Below are 22,661 nucleotides of genomic sequence, written 5' to 3'. Positions count from 1 at the left end.
GCCCGCCTTACCTGACGTACACCTCGTCGAGCGGCGACAGTGGCCCCCAGATGGTCGTCGGCACGTTGCCCACCTTCTTGCTGGTGATGGTGTGGTACGGCACCTGGTTGATGAACTCGATCGGCAGCTCGTCGGTCACGATCTTCTGGAACGTGGCGTAGTAGGCCTTGCGCTGCGTCGGGTCGGTCAGGCCGCCGGCGGTGTTCAGCAGCTCGTCGACCTTCGGGTTCGAGTACGACTGCGTGTTGGTCCACACGATCGGCTTGATGTTGGTCGACAGATAGGTGCGGTGCACGCCGATGATCGGGTCGCCCCAGTTGAACACCGCGTCCATCGACATGTCGAAGTCGTGCGTGGCCAGGCGCTTGGCCCAGGCCGGGAAGTCGGCGGATGCGCGCACCTCCACCGTGATGCCCACTTTCTTGAGCTGGCCGCGGATGTACTCGGCCACGTTCTTCTGCTGGTCGTCGCCGCCCGGCAGGTAGTCGATGGTGAGCTTGAACCGCTCGCCGCCCGCACCTGCCTTGTAGCCCGCGGCGTCGAGCATCTCGCCGGCCTTCTTCAGGTCGAGCGGGTAGCGCACCAGGTCGTTCACGGCAAAGGGGCTGCTGGCCACCAGCGGGCCGTCGGACACCGTGGCGAATCCGCCCATCAGCGCCTTGGTGATGAAGTTCTTGTCGATCGAGGTGGCGATGGCCTTGCGCACCTGCACGTCCGACAGCGGCTTCTTTGCCGTGTTGAAGGCCAGCCAGTTCAGCGGGCCGATGCCGTCGTAGCCCTTGGGCGTGAGCGACACCTTGGGGTCGTTGGCCAGGCGCTTGAGGTCGGTGGGCAAGGTGGCGAAGGGCAGCATCTGCACATCGCCGCGCTCCAGGCCCAGCACCAGGCTGGCCATGTCGGGCGTGACGTTGAAGATCACTTTGTCGAGGTACGGCCTGTTCGGCAGGAAGAACTTGTCGAAGCGCTCGAGCACGATGCGCTGCGAAGGCTTGAACTCGGTCACGCGGAACGGACCCGAGCCGATCACGTCGGTGGTGTTGCGCGGGTGGTTCTTCAGGTCCTGCCCGTCGTCGTAGATGTGCTTGGGAAGAATCGGACACAGCGCGGGTGACATCGCTAGCACGATCGCCGGGTGCGGTACGCCCATGCGGATGACGGCGGTCTGCGCGTCGGGCGTCTCCACCTTGTCGACGGGGCCCATCATCGTGGCGAACGGATGGTTGGCCTTGATGGCCATGATCGAGAAGGCCACGTCGGCCGAGGTGACGGGCTTGCCGTCATGGAACAGCGCGTCCTTGCGCAGCTTGAGCGTGAGCGACTTCGCGTCGTCGGCCAGCTTCCACGACTCGGCCAGGTAGGGCTGCGGGTTCCACTTGTCGTCGAAGCGCAGCGGGCTGGCGAAGACCTGGGTCGACGGCATGGCGGTGGCAATGCCCGACTGCACCGCGCCGTTGAGGTGCCGCGGCGTCTGCGTGGTGCCGATCACCAGCGTGCCGCCGCGCTTGGGCTCGTCGGCCGCGAAGCCCGGGAACGGAAGCAGGGTGCCCGCCGCCGCGAGAGTGGCGGAAAGCAATGTGGTGCGGCGCGTGAAAACGGGAAGCGACATGGCAGGACCTCGGAGAGTTCGACACAGGCAATCGGGACTCGGCCCGCATCGGGATGCGGCACCTTGGTGTCGAAGATAGGTGCTTGCGGCGCGCCGGCGAAGAGCCAACGCGGCGCGAGTCACAGGGCCAGAAGGCGCGGGTTTGCCCCGTTGTGCGGCGGGCCGGTGCGCCACTTCGGGGAATGTGCTTCAGCGGTGCATTCCCCGGGGCACGAAACCGCTACTTCTCGTCCTTCAGCCAGTACCACTTGTAGAGCATGCGCTGCCCCACGCGACGGAACGGCGCGAACGCGCGCGACTCCACCAGCCCCAGCACGTTCGGGAACGGCAGCGGCGATCGGTAGATGGGCAGCTCGAACACGTCCTTGCCCGTGTCCTTGCCGGCCACGCGCTCGGCCAGCCGCTTGCCGGCCCAGGTCGAGAACGACACGCCGTTGCCGCCGTAGCCCACCGCGTACCAGACCTTGCTGCCGGGCTCGGGCTGGGTGATGCGCGGCATCATGTCGTGGCTCATGTCGACCCAACCCCACCACGAGTAGTCGATGCGGATGCCTGCCAGCGGCGGGAACTTGCGCGCGATGGCGTCGGTCAGCAGCTTCAGGTGCACCGGGTGTTCGGCGTCGGCGCCGCTCACCGAGCTTCGGCTGCCGATCTGCAGCCGGTTGCCCTTGAGCAGCCGGTAATAGAAGCGCAGCGTGCGCGTGTCGGTCAGGAAGGTCTGCGACCTGAAGTTGGTGGCCTGCAGCTCCGCGTCGGTCAGCGGGCGCGTCACGACCGAGTTCGACAGGATCGGCATGATCCGGTTCTTCAACAGCGGGCTCAGCGCTTGCCCCGTGTAGCCGCCGGTGCACACCGCCACGCGGCGCGCGCGCACCACGCCGGCCGGTGTCTGCAGGTGGTGCACCCCGTCGACCGTGCGCCATCCCTGCACCGGGCTCGACGTGTGCACCGTCACGCCGAGCGCGCGGGCGCGCCGCATCAGCCCGAAGGTGAACTTCAGCGGATGGATGCCCACGCCCTCGGCCTCGAACATCGCGCCCACCGTCTCGCGTTCGTCGCAGTAGTTTTCGCGCACTTCCTCGGCGCTCATCATGCGGGTGGCGTAGCCGAACTTCTCGCGCATGAGCTGCGCCTCGGCGGCGAGCACCGGCAGCTTCTCCGCCCGGTGCGCCAGGTAGAGGTGGCCGCCGTCGAACGCGTCGCAATCGATCTGCGTCGTGAGGTGGCGGAAGTTCTCGAAGCCGCCGCGGATCTCGGCGTCGAGCCGCTTCGCCGTGTCGAGGCCCCAGCGCTGGATCCACTGCGAGCGCTTCAGGCGCCCGCTCGCGTTCTGGCCCTGGCCGCCGCTGCGGCTGGAACAGCCCCAGGCGGCCTGGTTGGCCTCGAGCACCGTCGCGCGAATGCCGTGCTCCTGCGCCAGGTACAGCGCGGTCGACATGCCGGTGGCGCCCGAGCCGATGATGGCCACGTCCACATCGATGTCGCGCACCAGTGGCCCGTCGTCCTCGGGCGGTTCGCCGGCGCTGGCCACCCACCACGTGGGCGCATAGGCGCGGCCCGCGCCGGGGTCGGGCGCGTGAAGCGGGTCGTACTGCGGGTCGTACGGACGGAACGGTGCCTGGGGCGGCTGCTGGAGCGCTGTGCCGTCGATGGCCGCGCTCGCGGTGGTGAACGGCGCGGTGCCTGTCATGGTCATGAGGGCTCCAAGAGAAGAGGAGAAGAGGCCGGGCTGCGTCGGCTTGCCTTACCTGGCGGCAGGCAGGTTGGGGCGGGCCTTGCGGAACACGTTCTTCAGGTGGATCTTTCCGCCCTTGAAGGTGAAGACGTCGATGCCGTCGGTCTCGATGCGGCTGCCGTCGGCGGCGGTGCCGGTGAAGGTCCACTGCGAGGTGCCGAAGTCGCCGTGCACGAAGTGCTGGCCGTTCACCCATTGCGCATCGGGCACCGCGGCCCAGGCGCCGGCGAAGGCGTTGCGCACCGCCTCGGTGCCCACATGGCGCGTGCCGCAGGCGTCGGGGCCGGCTGCCGTCTGGAAGATGCAGTCCTCGGTCATGAAGCTCATCAGGGCATCGATGTCGTGGCGGTTCCATGCATCGCTGAAGGCGGCGAGGGTGTCGGTGGTCACGGTGGAAGAGGAAGAGGACGAAGAAGAGGTCACGCGAAAGCTCCGGAAAGGAATGGGGGCAAGCGTAGGCAGCAGGCTGGCCACGCGATAGGGCCAGTTGCGGGGATTCGACCGAGCCAGAATGCCGCGCGAAGGTGAAGAATCGCGCGCGCTGCCCTAAACTGCGGCGCACCATGCCCAACCCGCGAGCCACCCAATGGGCGCAGCTCTTTGCGCTGCCCGACCAGCCGGCGTTGCCCCTGCAGGCCCGTTTGCGGTCCGCCGTGGTGCAGGCCATTCTTGAAGAACACCTGAGCCCCGGGGCGCCGTTGCCCTCGTCGCGCGAGCTGGCGGCGCTGCTGGGGCTGAGCCGCAACACCGTCACCTCGGCCTACCTGCAGCTGATCGACGAAGGCTTTCTGGAGGCGCGTCCGCGCAGCGGCGTGTTCGTGGCGCGCAACGCACGGCCGGTGTCCGCCGCGCACGCGGAGCCGCTGGTGGGGCGCAGCGGGCAGGCGAGCCAGCCGCCCGACTGGTCGGGGCGCGTGCTGCGCTCGCTGGTCGACAAGCCGACGCTGTCCAAGCCCGACCGCTGGCGCGACTATCCGTATCCCTTCGTCTACGGCAACTACGACCCGCAGCTGTTTCCCACCGAAGACTTCCGCGAATGCTGCGCGCGCAGCCTGGCGCGCTCCCAGCTGCCGCACTGGACGCCCGACTTCGAGACCGACGACGTGCCCGATCTCATCGAGCAGATCCGCACGCGGCTGCTGCCCAAGCGCGGCGTGTTCGCGCTGAAGGAAGAGATCCTGGTGACGATGGGCGCGCAGCATGCCTATTACCTGCTGGCAGAGGCTCTGTTCGACGAGCAGACCCGCGTGGGCCTGGAAGAGCCCGGGCACCCGCATGCGCGCAACAGCTTCTCGCTGCGGCAGCCGAAGTGGGTCGAGGTGGACGTGGACGAGGACGGGCTGGTGGTCGACGCGCTGCCGGCTGCGGACTATCTGTTCGTGACGCCCTCGCACCAGAGCCCGACCACGGCCACGCTGAGCCTGGAGCGGCGGCAGTGGCTGCTGCGCAAGGCGGAGCTGCAGGACTTCGTGATCATCGAGGACGACTACGAGGCGGAGAACCTGTACGAGGGCACGCCGATGCCGGCGCTCAAGAGCCTGGACAAGACGGGGCGGGTGATCTACGTGGGCTCCGTGTCGAAGAGCCTGTCGCCGGCGCTGCGGCTGGGGTTCATCGTGGCGCCGCGTGCACTGATCAAGGAACTGCGGGTCATCCGGCATGCGATGGTGCGGCACCCGAGTGCCTTTTTGCAGCACGCGTATGCGCTGTTTCTTTCGCTGGGGCATCACGAGTCGCATGCGCGGCGGGTGAACCATGCAATGCAGGAACGGCTTGCGCTGGCTGCGCAGGCGCTGCGTGACCACCTGCCCGACTTCGAGTTCCGGCTGCCTTCCGGAGGGGCTTCGATCTGGGTGCAGGCGCCTACCTGGGTGGATGCCACGGAGCTGGCTTTGATGGCGCGCAACCACGGGGTGCTGATCGAGGCGGGGGACGTGTTCTTTGCCCGGCCTCCTTATCCCTGTCCGTTCTTTCGGTTGCGGCTTTCTTCGATTGCTGCGGCGCAGATTCCGGCGGGGATTCGGGCTTTGGGGATGGCTGTGGAGGAGTTGGCTTTGGCTCGAGGGGAGTCACGGGCGCCTGGGCGGCGGATGCACTGAGCTTTCTTGTTTACCGGGGCCGGGTCGAGACCCGGCCCCGGAAAGCAAGCTCACCAAAACAACATGCACCTACCCCGTGCAGAACGCACCACAACAAGGGTATTCACTCACCGACTGGCTCCATGCCGACACAGTCGCTGGTACTTCCTGGCTGGATGCGATCGGTGCAAAGTCGCGGCGAGATTCACCCACCGGAGAAACCGATGACGATGTCCCGCCGTGTCCCCCTCCAGTTCGCCCTGATGGCTGCCGCGCTGGCAGCCCTTTGCGGCACTACCGCAGCCTCCGCGCAGCAGGCCAAGGAAGTCACTTTCGCGCACCAGGACATGCTGGTGCCGCTGCGCCTCGTCATGGAATCCGGCGAGGTCGAAAAAGCCACCGGCTACAAGATCAACTGGCGCATGTTCTCCGGCGGCGGCGACGTGATCCGCGCAATGGCTTCAGGCGACGTGCAGATGGGTGAAACCGGCTCCAGCCCGTTGACGGCGGCCGCCAGCCAGGGGCAGGACATAAAACTGTTCTGGATCTCGGCCGACATCGCAAATGCCGAGGCGCTCATCGCACGCAACGCCTCGGGCATCAACAGCATGAAGGACCTGGCCGGCAAGAAGGTGGCCACGCCTTTCGTGTCGACGGCGCACTACCAGCTCATGGCCGGCATGAAGATGGACGGGGTCGACCCGAAGAGCGTGAACGTGATGAACATGCGTCCGCCGGAAATCGCGGCCGCGTGGGAGCGCGGCGACATCGACGCCACGTTCATCTGGGACCCGGTGCTCTCCAAGATCAAGGCCAACGGCAAGACCATTGCCACGTCGGGCAGCATCGGCAAGCGCGGTGCGCCCACGTTCGAAGGGATCGTGGTCAACGCCAAGTGGGCGGCGGCCAACGAGCCCTTCATGGTCGCCTTCGTGAAGGCGCTGAACCGCGCGAACGAAGAGTACAAGGCCTCGGGCAAGAGCTGGACGCCCGACTCGCCGCAGACCAAGGCCATGGCCAAGTGGACCAAGGCCGACCCGAAGGACGTGGGTGCGGCCATGGCGCTCTACACCTTCCCGACGATGGCCGAGCAGGTCTCGCCCACGTGGCTCGGCGGCGGCGCGGCCAAGGCCATGGCCAACACGGCGGCTTTCCTGAAGGAGCAGGGCCGCGTGCAGGAGGTGAAGCCCGACTACAGCGCCTACGTGACGACGGCCTACGTCGACAAGGCGATGGGCAAGTGAGCGAGGGCCACGCATGCCCACGCTCGACATTCGCGACCTGACGGTCAACTACGCGGTCAAGGGCGGCACGCTGCAGGCGCTGGCGCCGGTGAACCTCACCATGCACGACGGCGACTTCGTCGTCGCGCTCGGCGCCTCGGGCTGCGGCAAGACCACGCTGCTCAACAGCATCGCGGGCTTCCTGCCGCCTTCCACCGGCGAGATCCTGCTCGACGGCAAGCCGGTGGCCGGCCCGGGTGCCGACCGCGGCGTGGTGTTCCAGAAGCACGCGCTCATGCCCTGGCTCAACGTGCGCGACAACGTGGCGCTGGGCCTGCGCCTGGGCGGCATGGGCAAGGCCGAACGCGACCGCATCGCCGAGGAGAAGCTCAACCTCGTCGGCCTGCAGAAGTACGCGGACCGCGCGGTGTACGAACTGTCGGGCGGCATGCAGCAGCGCGTGGGCATCGCGCGCGCGCTGGCCAGCGACCCGGCCGTGCTGCTCATGGACGAACCCATGGGCGCGCTCGATGCGTTCACGCGCGAACAGGTGCAGGAGATCCTCCTGCAGGCCTGGTCCAAGTCGAACAAGATGGTGTTCTTCATCACCCACTCGGTGGAAGAGGCGCTGTTCCTGGCCACGCGGCTGATCGTGATGAGCCCGAGCCCGGGGCGCATCTCGCATGTGTACGACAACGTGCCGTTTTCGCGGCAATACCTTTCGCATGGCGATTCGCGCAAGGTGAAGTCCGAGCCGGAATTCATCCGCATGCGCGAAGAAGTCCTGTCGATCATTCATCATCGCGAGGCTGCCCATGTCTGACTTTGGCTCACCCGCAGGCTTCGCGCACTTCGTGTCGCTTCTCCTGCCCCCTTTCCGGGGGCAACGCCGGAGGCCCGGCAGAGCCGGTTCCTCGGCGTCTCCCGAAAGAACCGGGAACGCCCAGCCCGGCAACAGTGCGCGCGCAACTTTGTGGAGCCGATGAGATGTCCGCAGCCGTACCAATTTCCATGAAGCCAACCACAGACAGCGCCGCGACCTCCGAGCCTGCTGCTGCGCCGCCGCCGCCTCAGTCGGGCGCCAAGCTCAAGACCAGCGCCTTCAAGGTGCCGGGCGAGGGCTCGAGCGTGACCATCAGCGTGGTCACCGTGGTGGTGCTGGTGGCGCTGTGGTTCGTCGTGACCAACATGGGCTGGGTCAAGCCGCTGTTCCTGCCCACGCCGCAGGCGGTGTTCCAGCAGTTCTATGAATACCTGACCGGCCAGGCCAACGACAAGCCGCTGTGGCAGCACTTCCTGGCGAGCATGTTCCGTGTGTTCTCGGCCTTCCTGCTGGCCTGCGTCACGGCCATTCCGGTGGGCATTGCCATGGGCATGAGCCGCTTCTGGCGCGGCATCTTCGACCCACCGCTGGAGTTCTACCGGCCGCTGCCGCCGCTGGCCTACCTGCCGCTCATCATCATCTGGTTCGGCATCGACGAGCTGCCCAAGGTGCTGCTGATCTTCCTGAGCTGCTTCGCGCCGCTGACGCTGGCCGCGCGCTCGGGCATGCGCAGCGCATCGCAGGAGCAGATCAACGCGGCGTATTCGATGGGCGCGAGCTACATGCAGGTGATCCGCCACGTCATCCTGCCGTCGGCGCTGCCCGACATCCTGGTGGGCATGCGCATCGCCATCGGCTTCGGCTGGACCACGCTGGTGGCCGCCGAGATGGTGGCGGCCAACATGGGGCTGGGTCAGATGGTGCTGAACGCGTCGAACTTCCTGCGCACCGACATCGTCATCATGGGCATCGTCGTCATTGGCGTGGTCGCGTACCTGTTCGACCTGCTGATGCGGTGGCTCGAGCGACGTCTGGTGCCCTGGAAAGGGCGCATGTAGGCGGCGCCACCGGCTGGGCCGCAGGCATGGCCTGCGGGAACTCGCCGTTCGGCCCCATCGACTGCTCCAGAAAGTCGAGCATCGCGCGCATGGCCGCGCTGTTGTGGCGGCGCTGCGAGTACGCGGCGTACAGCCAGTGCTCGTGCGGCATGTGCTCGCGCAGCACCGGCACCAGCGCGCCGCGCTCCAGGTGCGGCTGCGCCAGCGGTTCCGGCACATAGGCCACGCCCACGCCGCGCAAGGCCAGTTCGATCAGCGCAATCGCGTCGTTCGCCTCCATGCGGCTGTGCACAGCCACGTCGTGCGGCTGGCCGTCGGTCTCGAAGGGCAGGTGCGTGGTGGGCTGCGCCGAATAGCTCAGCACCTCGTGCTTGCCCAAGTCGTCGGGCACCTGCGGAATGCCGCGCTGCGCCCAGTAGCTGGGCGACGCGCACACCACCATGTCGAACTGCACCAGCCGCCGCACGATCAGGTTCATGTCGTCAATGCGCCCGCCCGTCAGGTGGATGTCGATGCCTTCCTCGATCAGGTCGAGGTCATCGTTGGTGAACACCAGGCTCACGTAGACGTCGGGGTAGCGCTTGATGAAGCCCGCGATCACGTCCGAGAGCCAGCCCGCGATGAGCCCGTGCGGCGCGCTCATGCGCAGCCGCCCGCGCGGGTGAGAGCCATGCGCCTGCAGGTCGTTCAGCGTGTTCTCGGCCATCGTCACAAGCTCGGTGCTGCGCTCCAGCAGCACCTGGCCCGCGTCCGTCAGGCTCAGCGCACGGGTGGAGCGGTTCAGCAGGCGCACCCCGCTGCGGGTTTCCAGCTCCGCCACATAGCGGCTCACCGTGGCTTTCGACATGCCCAGCGAGATCGCCGCGCGGGAGAAGCTGCGCCGGAACGCGACTTCGCGGAAGGTTTTGATGAGGTCGAGGCCGTCCATAAGTGGGCGGATTGTTCCAGCTTCCGGGTTCGGGGTTTTTCGCGGGGGCTTCGGCGGTTTTCCCCGGCTGCGGTGCGGATATCGGCGTGGCTATACTGCGCGCCGTCACGTCAAAAAGAGGTGTGATCGGGATTGGCGTCCCGTGTAACTGCTGCGACGAAAGCCGCAGATTTCTCCGCAGAGTCACTGCGGCTTTTTCGTTCGTGCCCCTTTTTGGCGGCTCGAGCAGGGAGCCGCGAGGCTCGCCGGTTTGCGCAAGCAGTTCCCGGTACGCCAACCTGTTCGAGCTGCCGCCCTCAATTGGCGTTGGGAGCGGCGGTTTATGCAAACCGAACTGCTTTGGAGGCCATTCATGGCTCATGTCCCTTCGTTCCCCGAATCTTCTGAATCCGCCAGCGCGGAATCGCTTGCGCTGCAGGCGTGCGATGACGTCGAGAGTCTTCGCGCAGTGCAGCGCGCGTATGCGTGCATCGAGAAACTCATCGATCCCCAGCGCGTGCAGGACACGGAGGAGGTCTGTCCGAATCGTTCCGAACTCAGCGCGCTGGTGCAGGTGGTCAATGAGGAACTGCATCGGCGAATCGAGACGGCCGATGCTGCGGTGCGGGCGTTGCGTGTTGCCGTGGGCGAAGGTGGCGCGAAATGACGGCGTCGAATGCCGACGCGCGACACGCGGCAGCCAGTTGCCGCAGTGAGAGCGACTGAAAACGTCGGCTTTGTCCGCAAATGCGCCTGCCGAGCGAGCGGCTTGGAAAGCAAGCCGGGCTTCTGCGAGGGCCCAGGTGCGGAACGCCAGTGAACTTTAGCGGCTAGAACTCGGGGCCGTCTTTGTTGCACCACTGGCCCCATCCGACCTTCGCGAAGCGGGCGTTGAACCTTCGCAGATTTTGATTTCGCGCCACTGGAGCCGCGCGATGTGTGCCACTCTCGCACCGATCTGGGCTCGCGACCGGCTGCTTTGGGTGAGGTCCAATGTCTCAAAAGGGCCCGAAGCCGAAGTTCGATTCGCTCCAAAGCGGCCACTCGCTTGGTCGCTCAAGTGGCGGGGCGAGGCAGATTGCTGCTCCTACGGCGTGAAAGTGCAACGCGCCGCGATGGCACAGGCTAACGCTTTGTCAGGCTGTCGATCAGGATGTTTACAGCATTGGGGAATCGTTGCTGAGCATCTGCCCTGGCGGCATTCTTGGCTTCCCAATCATCGGCAGCTGCTCCCTGCCAAGCATTGCTGTTCTTTGAGCCGCTAGGGAACGTCTGATCAAGTCCACGAATGCTCGCTCTGAACGTTGATCAGGCATGCTGGAGGAGCGCCACAATGAGCCAGATCAGTTTTTCGGATGCCGAGCATGCGGGCAAGAGGAAGAAGACACGACGGGAAGTCTTCCTCGCAGAGATGGAGTTGGTCGTACCCTGGAAGGCGCTGCTCAAGGTCATCGAGCCGCACTACCCGGTGGCAGGCCGCGGGCGTCGACCGTATCCGCTCGAAGCCATGCTCCGTGTGCATTTGATGCAGAACTGGTTCGCACTGAGCGACCCGGCGATGGAGGAAGCCCTCTACGAGATCACCTCGCTGCGCACGTTCGCGGGCCTGGGGATGGAGTCAATCCCCGACGAGACGACGATCCTGAACTTCCGCCACCTGCTGGAGGCCAGCGACTTGGCCGAAGGCATCTTCAAGCAGGTCAACGCCCATCTGGCCAGGAAGGGGTTGCTTCTGAAGAGAGGCTCCATCGTGGATGCCACGATCATCGCGGCGCCTAGTTCCACCAAGAACGAGAGCGGCGAACGAGACCCTGAGATGCACCAGACGAAGAAGGGCAACCAATGGCACTTTGGAATGAAAGCGCACATCGGTGTGGACGCGGACTCGGGGCTGGTGCACACGGTGACGACCACGGCGGCCAACGAAGCGGACGTGGAACAAGTGGGCGACCTGCTGCACGGCAAGGAAGACGCAGTGTGGGCGGACTCGGGCTATCGCGGAGCACAGAGCCGAGTGGAACGCAGCGTGCAATGGCACATTGCGGGTCGGCCCAGCGACATGGCGAAGATGCCCGAGGGCCGAGCCAAGGCTCAGGCACGCAAGCAGGAATATCAGAAGGCCAGCATGCGTGCGAAGGTGGAACACCCATTCCGCGTGATCAAGCGGCAATTCGGTCTGACGAAGGTGAGATTCAAGGGGCTGGCCAAGAATACGGCGCATGTGATCACGCTGTTTGCGCTGTCGAACCTGTGGATGGCCAGACGCAAACTGATTGCGATGATGGGACTGGTGCGTCCGAAGGCCGCGTGAAGGAGCCACAAAGGCTCGCAAACGCATCAAATGCACGCTGCGACAAGCCTGCGAGCGCAGCGGGACATCACGCACTCTCGTCATCAGGCCAATTTACGACTTGATCAGACGTTCCCTAAGTGTCGCAGGACCGTGATTCGGAAATCGATGCCGCGCCGTTGTGCATCGAGCAGGAACATGCGATTACATGCATATATTGCTATGCGCTGAATGACTGCTTGCTCCTCGCGGGCAACGGAAGTTGAGGTTGTGCCCTGAGAACTACACAGTTGTCATACCGAGATGAGGGATCATCTACGTGGCGATGACGTTTCAACGACTGCTCAGCAGGCAAGATGGCCGAACATTACCTTGTCGCTCGGAAGCAGCGGAAATGAAATGTCTTGCTTAACGCATATCTCCTTCCCATCGCGAGTGACATGGATATCCACCAACACAAAGTTTGGGTCGCTGCGCGAGAGGTGGTACCGGAAGTATTTCGGCGGGTCATGTGGCACAACGTAAGCACCAGTCTCCATCTCAACCTGTTCAAGCATTTCTGCGATATTGGTGCAGGACAACATCAATCCCGGCTGTGCGACGAGCGTATTCAGACAAGGATCGAAGGCCAGCATTTGACCGCGAGGATGTACTTCAGGCATATGAATGATTTGGATTTAGCTATGGGAATCGCGAAACCTGCCACTTCGGCAAATGTCCGTTCTTGGCCGTCACGAGCCGGCAAAGAAAGGTCTGAACTATGACTTCTTGGCTCGCACAAACGGAGCGATCCGAGTAGTGATCGAAGGCCAGTAGATAAAGGGCTTCACCCCACTTGAAGCCGCCTCCCGCTTGATGCTGGTGGTTGACCCGAAGCCGTGGAGGTGCAGCTCATTTGCACCAGTGTCAATCGCTTGAAGGAGTGCGTCGCGGCATGCCGCAATCTTTGTGGAATGCACAGAGACACGATATGACGATGGATCCGCAATAGCAGCATTTTCCTCGCTACGTGGAACAAACCAGTAGCCATCAGCATCCTCAAAAACGGTGAACTCTGCTTTCATCTGTTCTCCTCTCGTCGTTGATGCACCGAGTCACGGACCAAACCGCTTGGAACAACTCGGCGGATATCGCTGCAACCGTGCCGTACTCCCTCATTGTTGATTCCGCTTCCTCCCACTCACCTTCGGGAAGGATTCCGTACTGATCCGCGGCACGTTCGGTGTCGTATCGGAGCGCCGTTCCATCTGACTTTATTTCGACGTAACGCACCCAAGATCCGTCGTCTCCGATCTCCGAGTAACAGACGTACTCGTCGACTCCGACCGTATTTCCGCTTGAGCAATAAAGGCGATGCAACATTCGTAGGTCCAAGGTGTGAGGGGGCATGGAACCATCGAGTCACCACGTCCGCGCTCCTTCCAACGGATTGTGCCGAAACCGCGGACGTCCGCTTGTTGGCAAATTGCGCCGGCACGGCGAATGGCCGGTTCTGGCCGATTGTGTTGAAAAACTCCCCCGAATTCTAAGAACTGGCTCGTAGCTTGCATGCCCTTCGTCATCGATGGAGGTACGCATCATGATGGGTCGGAGCATCGTTCAGGATCAGCTGTTCTACGCATTCAACCTCGAAGATCACGTCCCACGCGATCACCTGCTGCGAGGCGTTGATCGCTTCCTCGATCTCGGCGATCTGCGCCAACATCTGACACCGTTCTACAGCCACACAGGCCGACCCTCGATCGATCCCGAACTCATGATTCGCATGCTCGTCATCGGCTACTGCCTGGGCATCCGATCCGAGCGCCGGCTGTGCGAGGAAGTCCATCTCAATTTGGCCTATCGCTGGTTCTGTCGCCTTGGCCTTGAGGACGGAGTGCCTGATCACTCGACTTTCTCCAAGAACCGCCACGGCCGCTTCCGCCAGAGCGATGCATTGCGCTTCGTCTTCGAGGCAGTGCTGCGCCGTTGCATGACTGAAGGCCTGGTTCAAGGCGAGGGATTCGCCGTCGATGCCAGCATCATCAAGGCCGACGCGAACCGTGCGCGCAACGTTCCTGCTTCCGACCTCGCACAATGGCGCCAGGGCCCCCAGTGCAACCGCGCGGTGCGCGAGTACCTTGACGCGCTCGATGCCGAAAATCCAATGCCCGAGGATGCGCCTGAAGAGGTGCGCGAAACGGCGGCCGCATCACGGAACGTCTCCCCGACCGACCCTGCTGCGCAATGGACCGCAGCACCAGGTGGCCCGGCGTTCTACGCTTACTCAACCAACTACCTGATCGATCTGTCGGCGGGAATCATCATGGACGTGGAGGCAACGCCGGCGCATCGCACGCCGGAGGTCGACTCCACCCGGACGATGATTGACCGCGTAGAGCAGCGCTTCGACATCAAGCCGCGGCGGCTCGTGGGCGACACCGCGTATGGCACCGCACCACTGCTCGGCTGGATGGTCGAGAGCAAGCAGATCGAACCTCACGTGCCTGTGTGGGACAAGACCGTCCGAAAGGACGGAAGTTTGTCAATCGGCGAGTTCCAATGGCAGCCCGAGCGCGATGAATATGTTTGCCCTGAAGGCCGTGCGTTGCGCAACGACCGGCGGCAGTTCACGACGCCGCGCACCCGCATCACCAAGGCCGACACCGTCATCTATCGGGCGAGCCAGGCAGACTGCATCGCCTGTGGGATGAAGGATCGCTGCTGCCCGAGCACGCCATTCCGAAAGATCGCCCGCAGCATCCATGAGGGTGCCCGTGAGATGGCGCGATCCATTGCGCAGACACCGCAGTACAGCCAATCGCGCAGGGAGCGCAAGAAGGTAGAGATGCTGTTCGCACACCTCAAGCGCATCATGAAGCTGGATCGCCTGCGGCTTCGCGGGCTCAGTGGTGCGCAGGACGAGTTCTTGATGGCCGCCACCGCCCAGAACCTGCGGCGAATGGCGAAGTGGTTGATCCCATCTGAAGCGAGTGCGGCAATGAAGACGGCGTGAGATAAGGCCGCAAGGCTGCCACGCGTTCCCGAAGCACCAGCTCGACTACGAGCCTGTGGAATCGCCAGCCCAGGCTAGATTCAAGGCGAGTTTTTCAACACAATCGGCCGACTGTAGCCTGTCGCGGCATCCGAGCTTCGGGCCCAAAGCTGCCGGACGCCCCTTCCAGATTGCTGATGTTCAAACTGTGCAGGTCGGTGTCGTACCCATTCGGTGGACTAACTCAAGACACGAGCTACGTCAGCGAAGCGGGCTTGCCGCAGATCGGGCAGATCACCTGCTTGGCGTAGCCCGTTAAGGTGTGCCCGCAGTGCCCGCCCTCTTGCAATGAACCGTCATCCATATGGTCCTCCGGGTTTTGCGCGCGGGCGAACAGCAAGACATCCCAATCCGAAGGCTGATTGGAACCTTCGTGCTGACGATGGGCCTCTGCCAAACACAGCCTGGCCTCCTGCCATTCAGGCCTTGCGACCTCGCCTGTTCTCTGCGCCAAAGCAGTCGCTATGACTTCGACGAGTTCGGACTGAGGCATCTGAACAAGCGCCTCGACAAGCTGGTTGGTTGATATTGTCATGTCCGCTCCTGGCCGACTCCGGCCTGTCGCATTTTGCCGTGGTCGCAAGGCACCGCAGCGGGATGCAGCGGGACGGCGTCGGGCGCCAGGTGTCTTATCGCGAAGATTCGATGTCGCATTGACGCAAGATCAGTGTCGTTCCGCACCAGGCATCGAGAATGCCGGCGCTAACGCTTCCCCGCCGATTTCATGTTTCAACTCTCGCCCGATGAATGGGCGGCTTTGAGGTCACAAACTGTGACCTCAAACATCGGCCGCGGCGGCCGGCGGAGCGAGCAGCTTTGAAATCACAAACTGTGATCTCAAACATGGGCCGGTGCGCTACTTCGGCCGACGCAAGCGCACCGGTCCACCCGGAGACGTCGAATCGACCTCGTCTGCGCCCCGCGTGACCCGCAGCGCTCCTTTCGCCGCCAACTCCGAGGCCACCCGCCGCACATCAGGCATCAACGCCCGCCAGGCAGCATCGCTCTTCGCCAGCGCCCGCGCCACCTCCGACGGACAGATCGACGCTGCCGCATCACGCTGCGCCAGCAGTTCGAAGATGGTTCGCTCGATCGTCTCGTCGCTGTTCATCGAAGCAGCCTCCAGCTACAGCAGTTCCGGCCGTGCGCGCATCGCATCCGCGGTGCGCCGCATCTCCGCACGTTCTTCCGCGCTGAACCGCTGCAGGTTCTTCGTCATCATCACCGTGCGCGGGTTGTTCTCCAGCATCCGTTCGTGACGCGCCACGAAGTCCCAGTACATGACCGTCATGGGGCATGCGCCGTCGCCGCTGCGCGTGCCGGGCTTGTAGCGGCAGCCGTCGCAGTAGTTGCTCATGCGCCGGATGTACGCACCGCCTGCGGCGTAGGGCTTGGTCACGAAGCGCGCGCCGTCGGCGTAGAGCGACATGCCCACGGTGTTCGGCAGCTCGACCCATTCGACGGCATCGACATAAACGCTCAGGTACCACGCATGCACCTGCGACGGCGCCACGCCGAAGGTGAGGGCGAAGTTGCCGGTGACCATCAGCCGCTGGATGTGATGCGCGTAGCCGGTGCGCAGGGTCTGGCCGATGGCCTGCTTCATGCAGTTCATGTGGACGTCGCCCGTCCAGTACCAGCCGGGCAGGTCGTGGTGGTGCTGCAGTGCGTTGGCTTCGGCGAGCTTGGGCATGCGCCACCAGTAAACGCCGCGCATGAACTCGCGCCACCCGAGAATCTGACGCACGAAACCTTCCACCGATTCCAGCGGCACGGCGCCCGCGCGCCAGTGCGCCACGGCGGCGTCGATCACTTCGCGCGGGTCGAGCAGCTTCAGGTTCAAGGACGAAGACAGCAGTCCGTGGTACAGGAAGGGCTCGTCGGTCCACATGGCGTCCTGGAATCGACCGAAGTCCTGCAGGCGGTAGGCGATGAAATCCTTCAAGGCCACAAGAGCCTGTTCGCGTGTCACCGGCCAGTCGAACTGCTCGGCGCTGCCGTAGTGGTCGCCGAAGTGCGTCTCGACTTCGGCCAGCACCTCGCGGGTGATGGCGTCGGGCGCGAACGAGGGTGGCGGCGGCAGCATGCCGGGCCCTTCGCGGCCGAAGGCGCCGCGGTTGTCGTGGTCGAAGTTCCACTGGCCGCCCTCGGGCTGACCGCTGTCGTCCAGCAGCACTTGATGCTTCACCCGCATCTGCCGGTAGAAGGCCTCCATCACGAGGCGGCGCTTGCCCTGCGCGTGTTCCGCGAATTCGGCGCGCGAGGCCAGAAAGTGCAGGTCGTCGCGAACCCGCAGCGGGACATTCGCAGCCCGGCAGACGCCGGCAATCGCCTGCTCGAGGCGCCAGTCGCCGGCTTCGGTCATCACGACCGCCTGGGGGCGGTGGCGCGACAGCGTGTCGGCCAGCGCGTTGCCGATGGAATCGAAGCGGTGCGTGCCGAGCTTCAGGTACTCCAGGGGCATGCCGCGCGAGGTGAGCGCCTCGGCAAAGTGGCGCATGGCCGACAGGAAGATGGCGGTGCGCATCCTGGTGCTGGGAACGTGTTCGGATTCTTCGCGCACCTCGGCCATCCACACGCGGTCCTGCGCGGCGTCGAAGCCCTCGAACGCCACGCTTGACGGGCTCAGCTGGTCGCCCAGCACCACCACCAGGTTTCGCATCGACAGGTGCATCGACAGGTTGAGGAGTGAAATTACGGCTTGCCAGCTTAGCGGCGGCGCACCGCCCCCTTTGTAAGAGAACGCCAGAACCGGGCGCGGCGTCCACAATGGGCCGGGCGCATCCAAATGCCGGGCTGCTGCGTACCAGTGCCTGCGGCATGCGCTTCGACGTGCCCAACGAGGAAAAAACCGACATGCCTCAAGACATCTCATTTGCCATCCGCTGGGTCGAGAAGGGCCTGGTGCCGGACACGGTGGTTCGCCGCGGCATTCGCCGCCTGCTGAAGGACCGGCTTCAGGAGCTGAAGGCGGGCAACGCGCTGGCCGTGGCCGACCTCACGCAGGACTTCGTCGCGCGCATGGGTTCGGCCAACCTGGCGCCGCTGCCCGAAAAGGCTAACGAGCAGCACTACGAGGTTCCTGCCGCCTTCTTCGGCGAAGTGCTGGGAAATCACCGCAAATACAGCAGCTGCTATTGGCCCGAAGGCACCCGGACGCTGGAAGAAGCCGAATCGGCCGCGCTGGCCGCGACCTGCGAGCGGGCCGGCCTCGCGGACGGGCAGGACGTGATGGAGCTCGGCTGCGGCTGGGGTTCGCTCACGCTCTGGATGGCCTCGCACTACCCGAACAGCCGGATCACAGCGCTGTCGAACTCCAACTCGCAGCGCGAGTACATCGAGGCGCAGGCGGCCCAGCGAGGCCTGCGCAACGTGCGGGTGCTGACCCGCGACATCAACCAGTTCGACACCGACGAACGCTTCGACCGCGTGGTGTCGGTCGAGATGTTCGAGCACCTGCGCAACTGGCCGCAGGCCTTTGCGAACGTGGCGCGGTGGCTGCGGCCAGGCGGGCGCTTCTTCATGCACGTGTTCGCGCACAAGGAGGCGCCGTACCCGTTCGAGGTGCGCGACCCGAGCGACTGGATGAGCAAGTATTTCTTCTCGGGCGGGATGATGCCGAGCGACGACCTGGCGCTGCACTGCCAGGACGACCTGAGGCTGCTGCGCCGCTGGCGCTGGGAAGGCAGCCACTACCAGCGCACGGCCGAGGCCTGGCTGCGCAACATGGACGAGCGCCGCGACGCGCTGCGCCCGCTGTTCCAGGCCACCTACGGCGCGGAGGCCAATGTGTGGTGGACGCGCTGGCGGCTGTTCTTCATGTCGGTGGCTGAGCTGTTCGGCTTCGACCATGGGCAACGGTGGTGGGTGAGCCACTACCTCTTCGAGCGCCGGAAATGAGGCTCGCCCCCAGGCTTCGCGCACTTCGTGTCGCTTCTCCTTCCCCCTGCCGGGGGCGGCGCCTGTGGCCCGGCGAAGCCGGTTCCACGGCGCCCCGCGGCTCAATGCGGGCGCGCCTGTCATGAGCAGCATGGTTCATGTTTCCTTGGGGGGCCTGGCGTTGACCGCATTGCTGGCCTTCGCTACGTGGGTCGCCAGCCTGGTGCGTCACGACGCGAGCCTGATCGATCGCATGTGGCCGCTGTGCATCGTGGGGGCGGGCGTCGTCTACTTCGTGCTGCTGCCGGCGCAGACGCTGCGCGGGCTTTGCATGGCCGTCGTCGGGACGGCCTGGGCGGTGCGGCTGTGCCTGTACATCACCTGGCGCAACTGGGGACACGGCGAAGACCGGCGCTACCAGGCGATCCGTGCGCGCAACCAGCCGAACTTCGGCTTCAGGAGCCTGTACCTGGTGTTCGCGCTGCAGGCGGTGCTGGCATGGACGGTGTCCGCACCGTTCCTGCCGGGCATGGCGGCGCTGCGTCCGCTGGGTGCGCTCGACCTGCTGGGCATGGCGCTTGCGCTGTTCGGCACCTTCTTCGAGGCGATCGGCGACGCGCAGATGGCGCGCTTCAAGGCCGACCCGAAGAGCAAGGATCAGGTGATGGACCGCGGCCTGTGGCGCTACACGCGACACCCCAACTACTTCGGCGAATGCTGCGTCTGGTGGGGGCTTTGGCTCATGGCCATCGGCGGGGCGGGATGGGACGGCGCGTGGAGCGTGGTGTCGCCGCTGCTCATGACCTTCCTTCTGCTGAAGGTGTCGGGCGTTCGCATGCTCGAAGGCGACATCGGCGAGCGCCGGCCGGCTTATCGCGAGTACATCGCGCGCACGAATGCGTTCATTCCGGGGCCGGTGCGCAGCAGCCGGAAGACGCCATGACGCATCGCGCCATGCGACTGTCCGCCCTTGCCGTGGCGGTTGCCTCTCTGGCCGTGTTCTCGCACGCCGCGTCCGGTTCGGCTTCAAGCCTGGCGCGCGGCGAATGGGACTTTCGCGTGCTGCTCGACGACGCGCCCATCGGCGAGCACCGCTTCGCGCTGGCCAGCACCGCCGGCGGCGAACGGCAACTGGTGAGCGAGGCCAGCTTTGCCGTGAAGCTGCTGGGCGTGACGGTCTACCGATACCGGCATTCGGCCACCGAGACATGGCGCGGCGACTGCCTGCGCCGACTGAGATCGACGACCGACGACGACGGCACGCCCGAGAAGGTGGATGCCGAACCGGCCGGAGACGACGGCGCATTGGCCGTCACGACGCCCAAGGGCACGCGCTCGGTCGACGGCTGCGTGATGAGCTTCGCCTACTGGAACCCGGGCATCCGCGGGCAGGAACGGCTGCTGAACGCACAGAGCGGCAAGCTCGAGGCGGTGCGGGTCAGCCGCGCCGGCAGCGGCACGGTGGATGTGCGCGGCCAGCAGATGGCAGCAACGCGCTGGCGCATTGCCACCGAGGCGCAACCGATCGACGTCTGGTACTCGCCGCAGGGCGAATGGCTCGGGCTCGATTCCATCGTCAGCGGGAACCGCAAGCTCAGTTATCGGCTCAAGTAGGCTTGTGCCTTCGACGCCGAAAGGGAAGCGATGAACGCCTTGCGCATTGCCGCCACCATGGCCGCCTTCATCGGGTTGGGGGTGCTGGCAGGTGCGATCTGCGAACAGGTCGGCCGCTACCGCGCGGCGCGCGACTTTCCGCCGCCGGGCCAGATGGTCGACATCGGCGGGCGGCGCATCCAGCTCGACTGCCGCGGCACCGGTTCGCCCACCGTGGTGTTCGAGTCCGGCCAGGGGCCCGACGGCTCGCTGGCCTGGTCTGCGGTGCTGCCAGAGGTGGCGGCGCACACGCGCGCCTGCGCCTACAGCCGCGCGGGACTGATGTGGAGCGATCCGTCCGGCGAGCCTTCGACCGCACGGCAGGTCGCGCAGGACCTCCATGCCGCACTGCAGCGCGCGGGAGAGCGCGGCCCCTACGTGATGGTCGGCCAGTCCATCGGCGGCCCCTACGTGGTGACCTTCACGCGGTACTTCGGTGCCGAGGTGGCGGGGCTGGTGCTGGTCGACCCGTCGCACCCCGAGCAGGCGGCGCGGGTGGTGCGCTACATGACGGAGTCGCGCTCGCTGCTGTCGCGCATCGTGCTGAACCTGGGCTGGTCGGGACTGGTCCGGCTGATGGCACCGGTGCTGCTGCCGCAGGCGAACCACCAGTCCGCACACGATGTGCAGGCGGTGCGCGCCTTCGCGCCCACGTCGTTCCGCACGGAGCTGAAGGAAGGCGATGCCACCGAGCCCACGCTGGCCGAGGCCGGCGCCTTTCGCGAACTGGGGGATCGCCCGCTGGTCGTGCTCACCGCCATGGCGCCCTACACCGAGCGCGAACTGCACGGCATGAAGATCACGTCCGCGCAAGGCAGGGAAGTTCAGGCGCTCTGGAAGGAGATGCACGACGAGATCGCGGGCTGGTCCACGCGCGGCACGCACCGGCTGCTGCCGGACGCGGGCCACGACATCCAGTTCGACGACCCCGGCGCGGTCGTGCGCGCGGTGCTGTCGGTGGTCGCTCAGGTGCGCGCGGGCGCACCCGTGCGCGTTTCACCGTGAGGGCACCGCCACGCGTGCGTCCGCAGCATCCGCCGGCAGGGCCGAGCGTCCGATCATCCAGGCGCACACCGCCGACACCACGCCCGCGAACAGCACGTAGATGCAGATCTGCCACGGATCGCCGTTGCCCGACTTGAGCAGCGCGGTCGCGATGATCGGCGTGATGCCCGAGGCGAAGATGCCCGAGAACTGGTAGACGAAGCTGATGCCCGTGTAGCGCACCTTGGCGTCGAACAGGTCGCAGAAGAGCGCCGCCTCCGGCCCGTACACCGACGCATACAGGATGCCGAAGGGCACGATGATCGACAGCCAGATCAGCAGCACGTTGCCGCCGCTGTGGGTCATCAGCCAGAAGCCCGGAAACGCCGACACGGCCGTGATGAGCGAACCCCACATGTAGACCCTGGGCCGCCCCAGCCGGTCGGACATGCGCCCGAAGAACGGAATCGCGAAGCACATCACCACCGCCGCCGCCATCACGCCCAGCAGCGCCTCGGTGCGGCTGATCTTGATGGTGCTCGTGAGGTAGTTGATGGAGAACACGCCGAAGATGTTGAAGAACACGCCGTCGATATAGCGCGCGCCCATGCCCTTCAGCACATTGCCGGGATAGCGGCGGATCATGTCCATGAACGGAATGCGCAGTTCGGCGTTGCGCGCCTTCACGGCCGCGAACTCGGGCGTTTCCTTCACGTGCAGGCGGATGTACATGCCCACCATCACCATCGCGCCCGAGATCAGGAAGGCGATGCGCCAGCCCCAGGCCAGGAACTGCTCGTCGCTCAGCAGCCAGGACAGCAAGGCCACCACGCCCGACGCCAGGCAAAGGCCGATGGCCAGCCCGATCTGCGGGAGCGACGCATAGAAGCCGCGCTTTTCCTTCGGCGCGTATTCGTAGGCCATCAGCACCGCGCCGCCCCATTCGCCGCCCAGGCCGATGCCCTGCGCCACGCGAAGCAGCAGCAACAGCAAGGGTGCCGCAATGCCGATCTGCGCATAGGTGGGCACCAGGCCGATCAGGAAGGTGGCCACGCCCATGATCATCAGCGTGATGATGAGCATGCTCTTGCGGCCGATCTTGTCGCCGAAGTGGCCGAAGATCACGCCCCCCAGCGGCCGCGTGACGAAGCCCACTGCGAACGTGGTGTAGGCCAGCAAGGTCGACACCACCGGGTCGCTGCCCGGAAAGTAGAGCTTGTTGAACACGATGCCGGCCACCACGCCGTACAGGAAGAAGTCGTACCACTCGATGGTGGCGCCCACCAGGGCCGAAACCACCACCCTGCGAATCGCTTTCTCGTCGCTAGCACTCATGTTTTGTCTCCGATGAGGTTGTTGTCGTGGCGGCCTGCGTGCCTCTGCGGGCTTTC

Annotated in this window: 21 protein-coding genes and 1 pseudogene; 12 read left to right on the top strand and 10 right to left on the bottom strand. The window is 65.2% G+C overall.

Annotated features, from left to right (window positions below):
* Window positions 1–7 precede the first annotated feature (7 nt).
* From AACL56_RS26705 to AACL56_RS26695, 3 genes are all read right to left on the bottom strand, one after another.
* Complete coding sequence (locus tag AACL56_RS26705; RefSeq protein WP_339093002.1) at window positions 8–1,606, bottom strand: ABC transporter substrate-binding protein; 1,599 nt, start codon at window positions 1,604–1,606, stop codon at window positions 8–10.
* A gap of 220 nt (window positions 1,607–1,826) precedes the next feature.
* Window positions 1,827–3,302 carry an NAD(P)/FAD-dependent oxidoreductase gene (locus AACL56_RS26700; protein ID WP_339093001.1) on the bottom strand — a complete coding sequence of 492 codons (1,476 nt, stop codon included), beginning with the start codon at window positions 3,300–3,302 and terminating at the stop codon, window positions 1,827–1,829.
* Between the two features lie 48 nt (window positions 3,303–3,350).
* A complete protein-coding gene (locus AACL56_RS26695; protein ID WP_339093000.1) occupies window positions 3,351–3,764 on the bottom strand; it encodes a nuclear transport factor 2 family protein in 414 nt (137 codons plus the stop codon).
* A gap of 140 nt (window positions 3,765–3,904) precedes the next feature.
* Here AACL56_RS26695 and AACL56_RS26690 point away from each other — a divergent pair, with 140 nt between their 5' ends.
* The 4 genes from AACL56_RS26690 (at window position 3,905) to AACL56_RS26675 (ending at window position 8,523) form a co-directional block, all read left to right on the top strand.
* Window positions 3,905–5,440 (top strand): PLP-dependent aminotransferase family protein, encoded by a 1,536-nt coding sequence (locus tag AACL56_RS26690; protein ID WP_339092999.1) that lies wholly within the window; start codon window positions 3,905–3,907, stop codon window positions 5,438–5,440.
* 203 nt (window positions 5,441–5,643) lie between these two features.
* Entirely contained in the window at window positions 5,644–6,663 is a 1,020-nt protein-coding gene (gene tauA / locus AACL56_RS26685) for a taurine ABC transporter substrate-binding protein (RefSeq protein ID WP_339092998.1), read from the top strand.
* A gap of 13 nt (window positions 6,664–6,676) precedes the next feature.
* Complete coding sequence (locus tag AACL56_RS26680) at window positions 6,677–7,465, top strand: taurine ABC transporter ATP-binding protein (RefSeq protein ID WP_339092997.1); 789 nt, start codon at window positions 6,677–6,679, stop codon at window positions 7,463–7,465.
* A 164-nt stretch (window positions 7,466–7,629) separates the two neighbouring features.
* Window positions 7,630–8,523 (top strand): ABC transporter permease subunit, encoded by an 894-nt coding sequence (locus AACL56_RS26675; RefSeq protein WP_339092996.1) that lies wholly within the window; start codon window positions 7,630–7,632, stop codon window positions 8,521–8,523.
* Here the strand turns inward: AACL56_RS26675 and AACL56_RS26670 are convergent.
* Window positions 8,441–9,451, bottom strand: coding sequence for a LysR family transcriptional regulator (locus AACL56_RS26670; protein WP_339092995.1), 1,011 nt, complete (start codon window positions 9,449–9,451; stop codon window positions 8,441–8,443). The genes AACL56_RS26675 and AACL56_RS26670 overlap by 83 nt on opposite strands.
* Window positions 9,452–9,803: 352 nt before the next feature.
* Between AACL56_RS26670 and AACL56_RS26665 the strand changes: the two genes are divergently transcribed.
* Window positions 9,804–10,097 carry a hypothetical protein gene (locus AACL56_RS26665; protein WP_339092994.1) on the top strand — a complete coding sequence of 98 codons (294 nt, stop codon included), beginning with the start codon at window positions 9,804–9,806 and terminating at the stop codon, window positions 10,095–10,097.
* A 666-nt stretch (window positions 10,098–10,763) separates the two neighbouring features.
* Window positions 10,764–11,741, top strand: a complete 978-nt coding sequence (locus AACL56_RS26660; RefSeq protein WP_339092993.1) for an IS5 family transposase — start codon at window positions 10,764–10,766, stop codon at window positions 11,739–11,741.
* A gap of 323 nt (window positions 11,742–12,064) precedes the next feature.
* Here the strand turns inward: AACL56_RS26660 and AACL56_RS26655 are convergent, their stop codons facing one another.
* On the bottom strand, window positions 12,065–12,355 hold the full coding sequence (locus AACL56_RS26655) for a hypothetical protein (protein WP_339092992.1): 291 nt from the start codon (window positions 12,353–12,355) through the stop codon (window positions 12,065–12,067).
* A gap of 123 nt (window positions 12,356–12,478) precedes the next feature.
* Window positions 12,479–12,784 (bottom strand): hypothetical protein, encoded by a 306-nt coding sequence (locus AACL56_RS26650; protein WP_339092991.1) that lies wholly within the window; start codon window positions 12,782–12,784, stop codon window positions 12,479–12,481.
* A gap of 515 nt (window positions 12,785–13,299) precedes the next feature.
* Here AACL56_RS26650 and AACL56_RS26645 point away from each other — a divergent pair.
* A complete protein-coding gene (locus tag AACL56_RS26645) occupies window positions 13,300–14,715 on the top strand; it encodes an IS1182 family transposase (RefSeq protein ID WP_339092990.1) in 1,416 nt (471 codons plus the stop codon).
* A gap of 235 nt (window positions 14,716–14,950) precedes the next feature.
* On the opposite strand, the gene AACL56_RS26640 is transcribed toward AACL56_RS26645, so the two are convergent.
* On the bottom strand, window positions 14,951–15,289 hold the full coding sequence (locus AACL56_RS26640; RefSeq protein ID WP_339092989.1) for a hypothetical protein: 339 nt from the start codon (window positions 15,287–15,289) through the stop codon (window positions 14,951–14,953).
* 183 nt (window positions 15,290–15,472) lie between these two features.
* On the opposite strand from AACL56_RS26640, the pseudogene AACL56_RS34355 reads away from it, so the two are divergent.
* A pseudogene (locus AACL56_RS34355) lies at window positions 15,473–15,574 on the top strand (hypothetical protein); the annotation flags it as partial.
* Between the two features lie 36 nt (window positions 15,575–15,610).
* Here the strand turns inward: AACL56_RS34355 and AACL56_RS26635 are convergent.
* Both AACL56_RS26635 and AACL56_RS26630 read right to left on the bottom strand, forming a co-directional pair.
* Window positions 15,611–15,865, bottom strand: a complete 255-nt coding sequence (locus tag AACL56_RS26635) for a DUF3253 domain-containing protein (protein ID WP_339092988.1) — start codon at window positions 15,863–15,865, stop codon at window positions 15,611–15,613.
* 15 nt (window positions 15,866–15,880) lie between these two features.
* Window positions 15,881–17,428: a cryptochrome/photolyase family protein gene (locus AACL56_RS26630; RefSeq protein ID WP_339092987.1), complete on the bottom strand. Its 1,548-nt coding sequence runs from the start codon at window positions 17,426–17,428 to the stop codon at window positions 15,881–15,883.
* A 182-nt stretch (window positions 17,429–17,610) separates the two neighbouring features.
* Here AACL56_RS26630 and AACL56_RS26625 point away from each other — a divergent pair, with 182 nt between their 5' ends.
* From AACL56_RS26625 to AACL56_RS26610, 4 genes are all read left to right on the top strand, one after another.
* Window positions 17,611–18,654, top strand: a complete 1,044-nt coding sequence (locus AACL56_RS26625) for a cyclopropane-fatty-acyl-phospholipid synthase family protein (RefSeq protein WP_339092986.1) — start codon at window positions 17,611–17,613, stop codon at window positions 18,652–18,654.
* 130 nt (window positions 18,655–18,784) lie between these two features.
* On the top strand, window positions 18,785–19,576 hold the full coding sequence (locus AACL56_RS26620) for a DUF1295 domain-containing protein (RefSeq protein WP_339092985.1): 792 nt from the start codon (window positions 18,785–18,787) through the stop codon (window positions 19,574–19,576).
* Window positions 19,573–20,247, top strand: coding sequence for a DUF6134 family protein (locus AACL56_RS26615; protein ID WP_339092984.1), 675 nt, complete (start codon window positions 19,573–19,575; stop codon window positions 20,245–20,247). The genes AACL56_RS26620 and AACL56_RS26615 overlap by 4 nt, the downstream gene beginning before the upstream one ends.
* 30 nt (window positions 20,248–20,277) lie before the next feature.
* Window positions 20,278–21,291, top strand: a complete 1,014-nt coding sequence (locus AACL56_RS26610; protein WP_339092983.1) for an alpha/beta fold hydrolase — start codon at window positions 20,278–20,280, stop codon at window positions 21,289–21,291.
* Here the strand turns inward: AACL56_RS26610 and AACL56_RS26605 are convergent.
* The gene (locus tag AACL56_RS26605; protein WP_339092982.1) at window positions 21,283–22,605 is read right to left on the bottom strand and encodes an MFS transporter; all 1,323 of its coding nucleotides are present in this window, start codon (window positions 22,603–22,605) and stop codon (window positions 21,283–21,285) included. The two genes, AACL56_RS26610 and AACL56_RS26605, sit on opposite strands and share 9 nt — an antisense overlap.
* Between the last annotated feature and the right edge of the window lie 56 nt (window positions 22,606–22,661).

It is taken from the genome of Variovorax paradoxus (assembly GCF_902712855.1).
Classification (GTDB): domain Bacteria; phylum Pseudomonadota; class Gammaproteobacteria; order Burkholderiales; family Burkholderiaceae_C; genus Variovorax; species Variovorax paradoxus_Q.
This window is presented reverse-complemented; position numbering and strand designations above follow the sequence as displayed.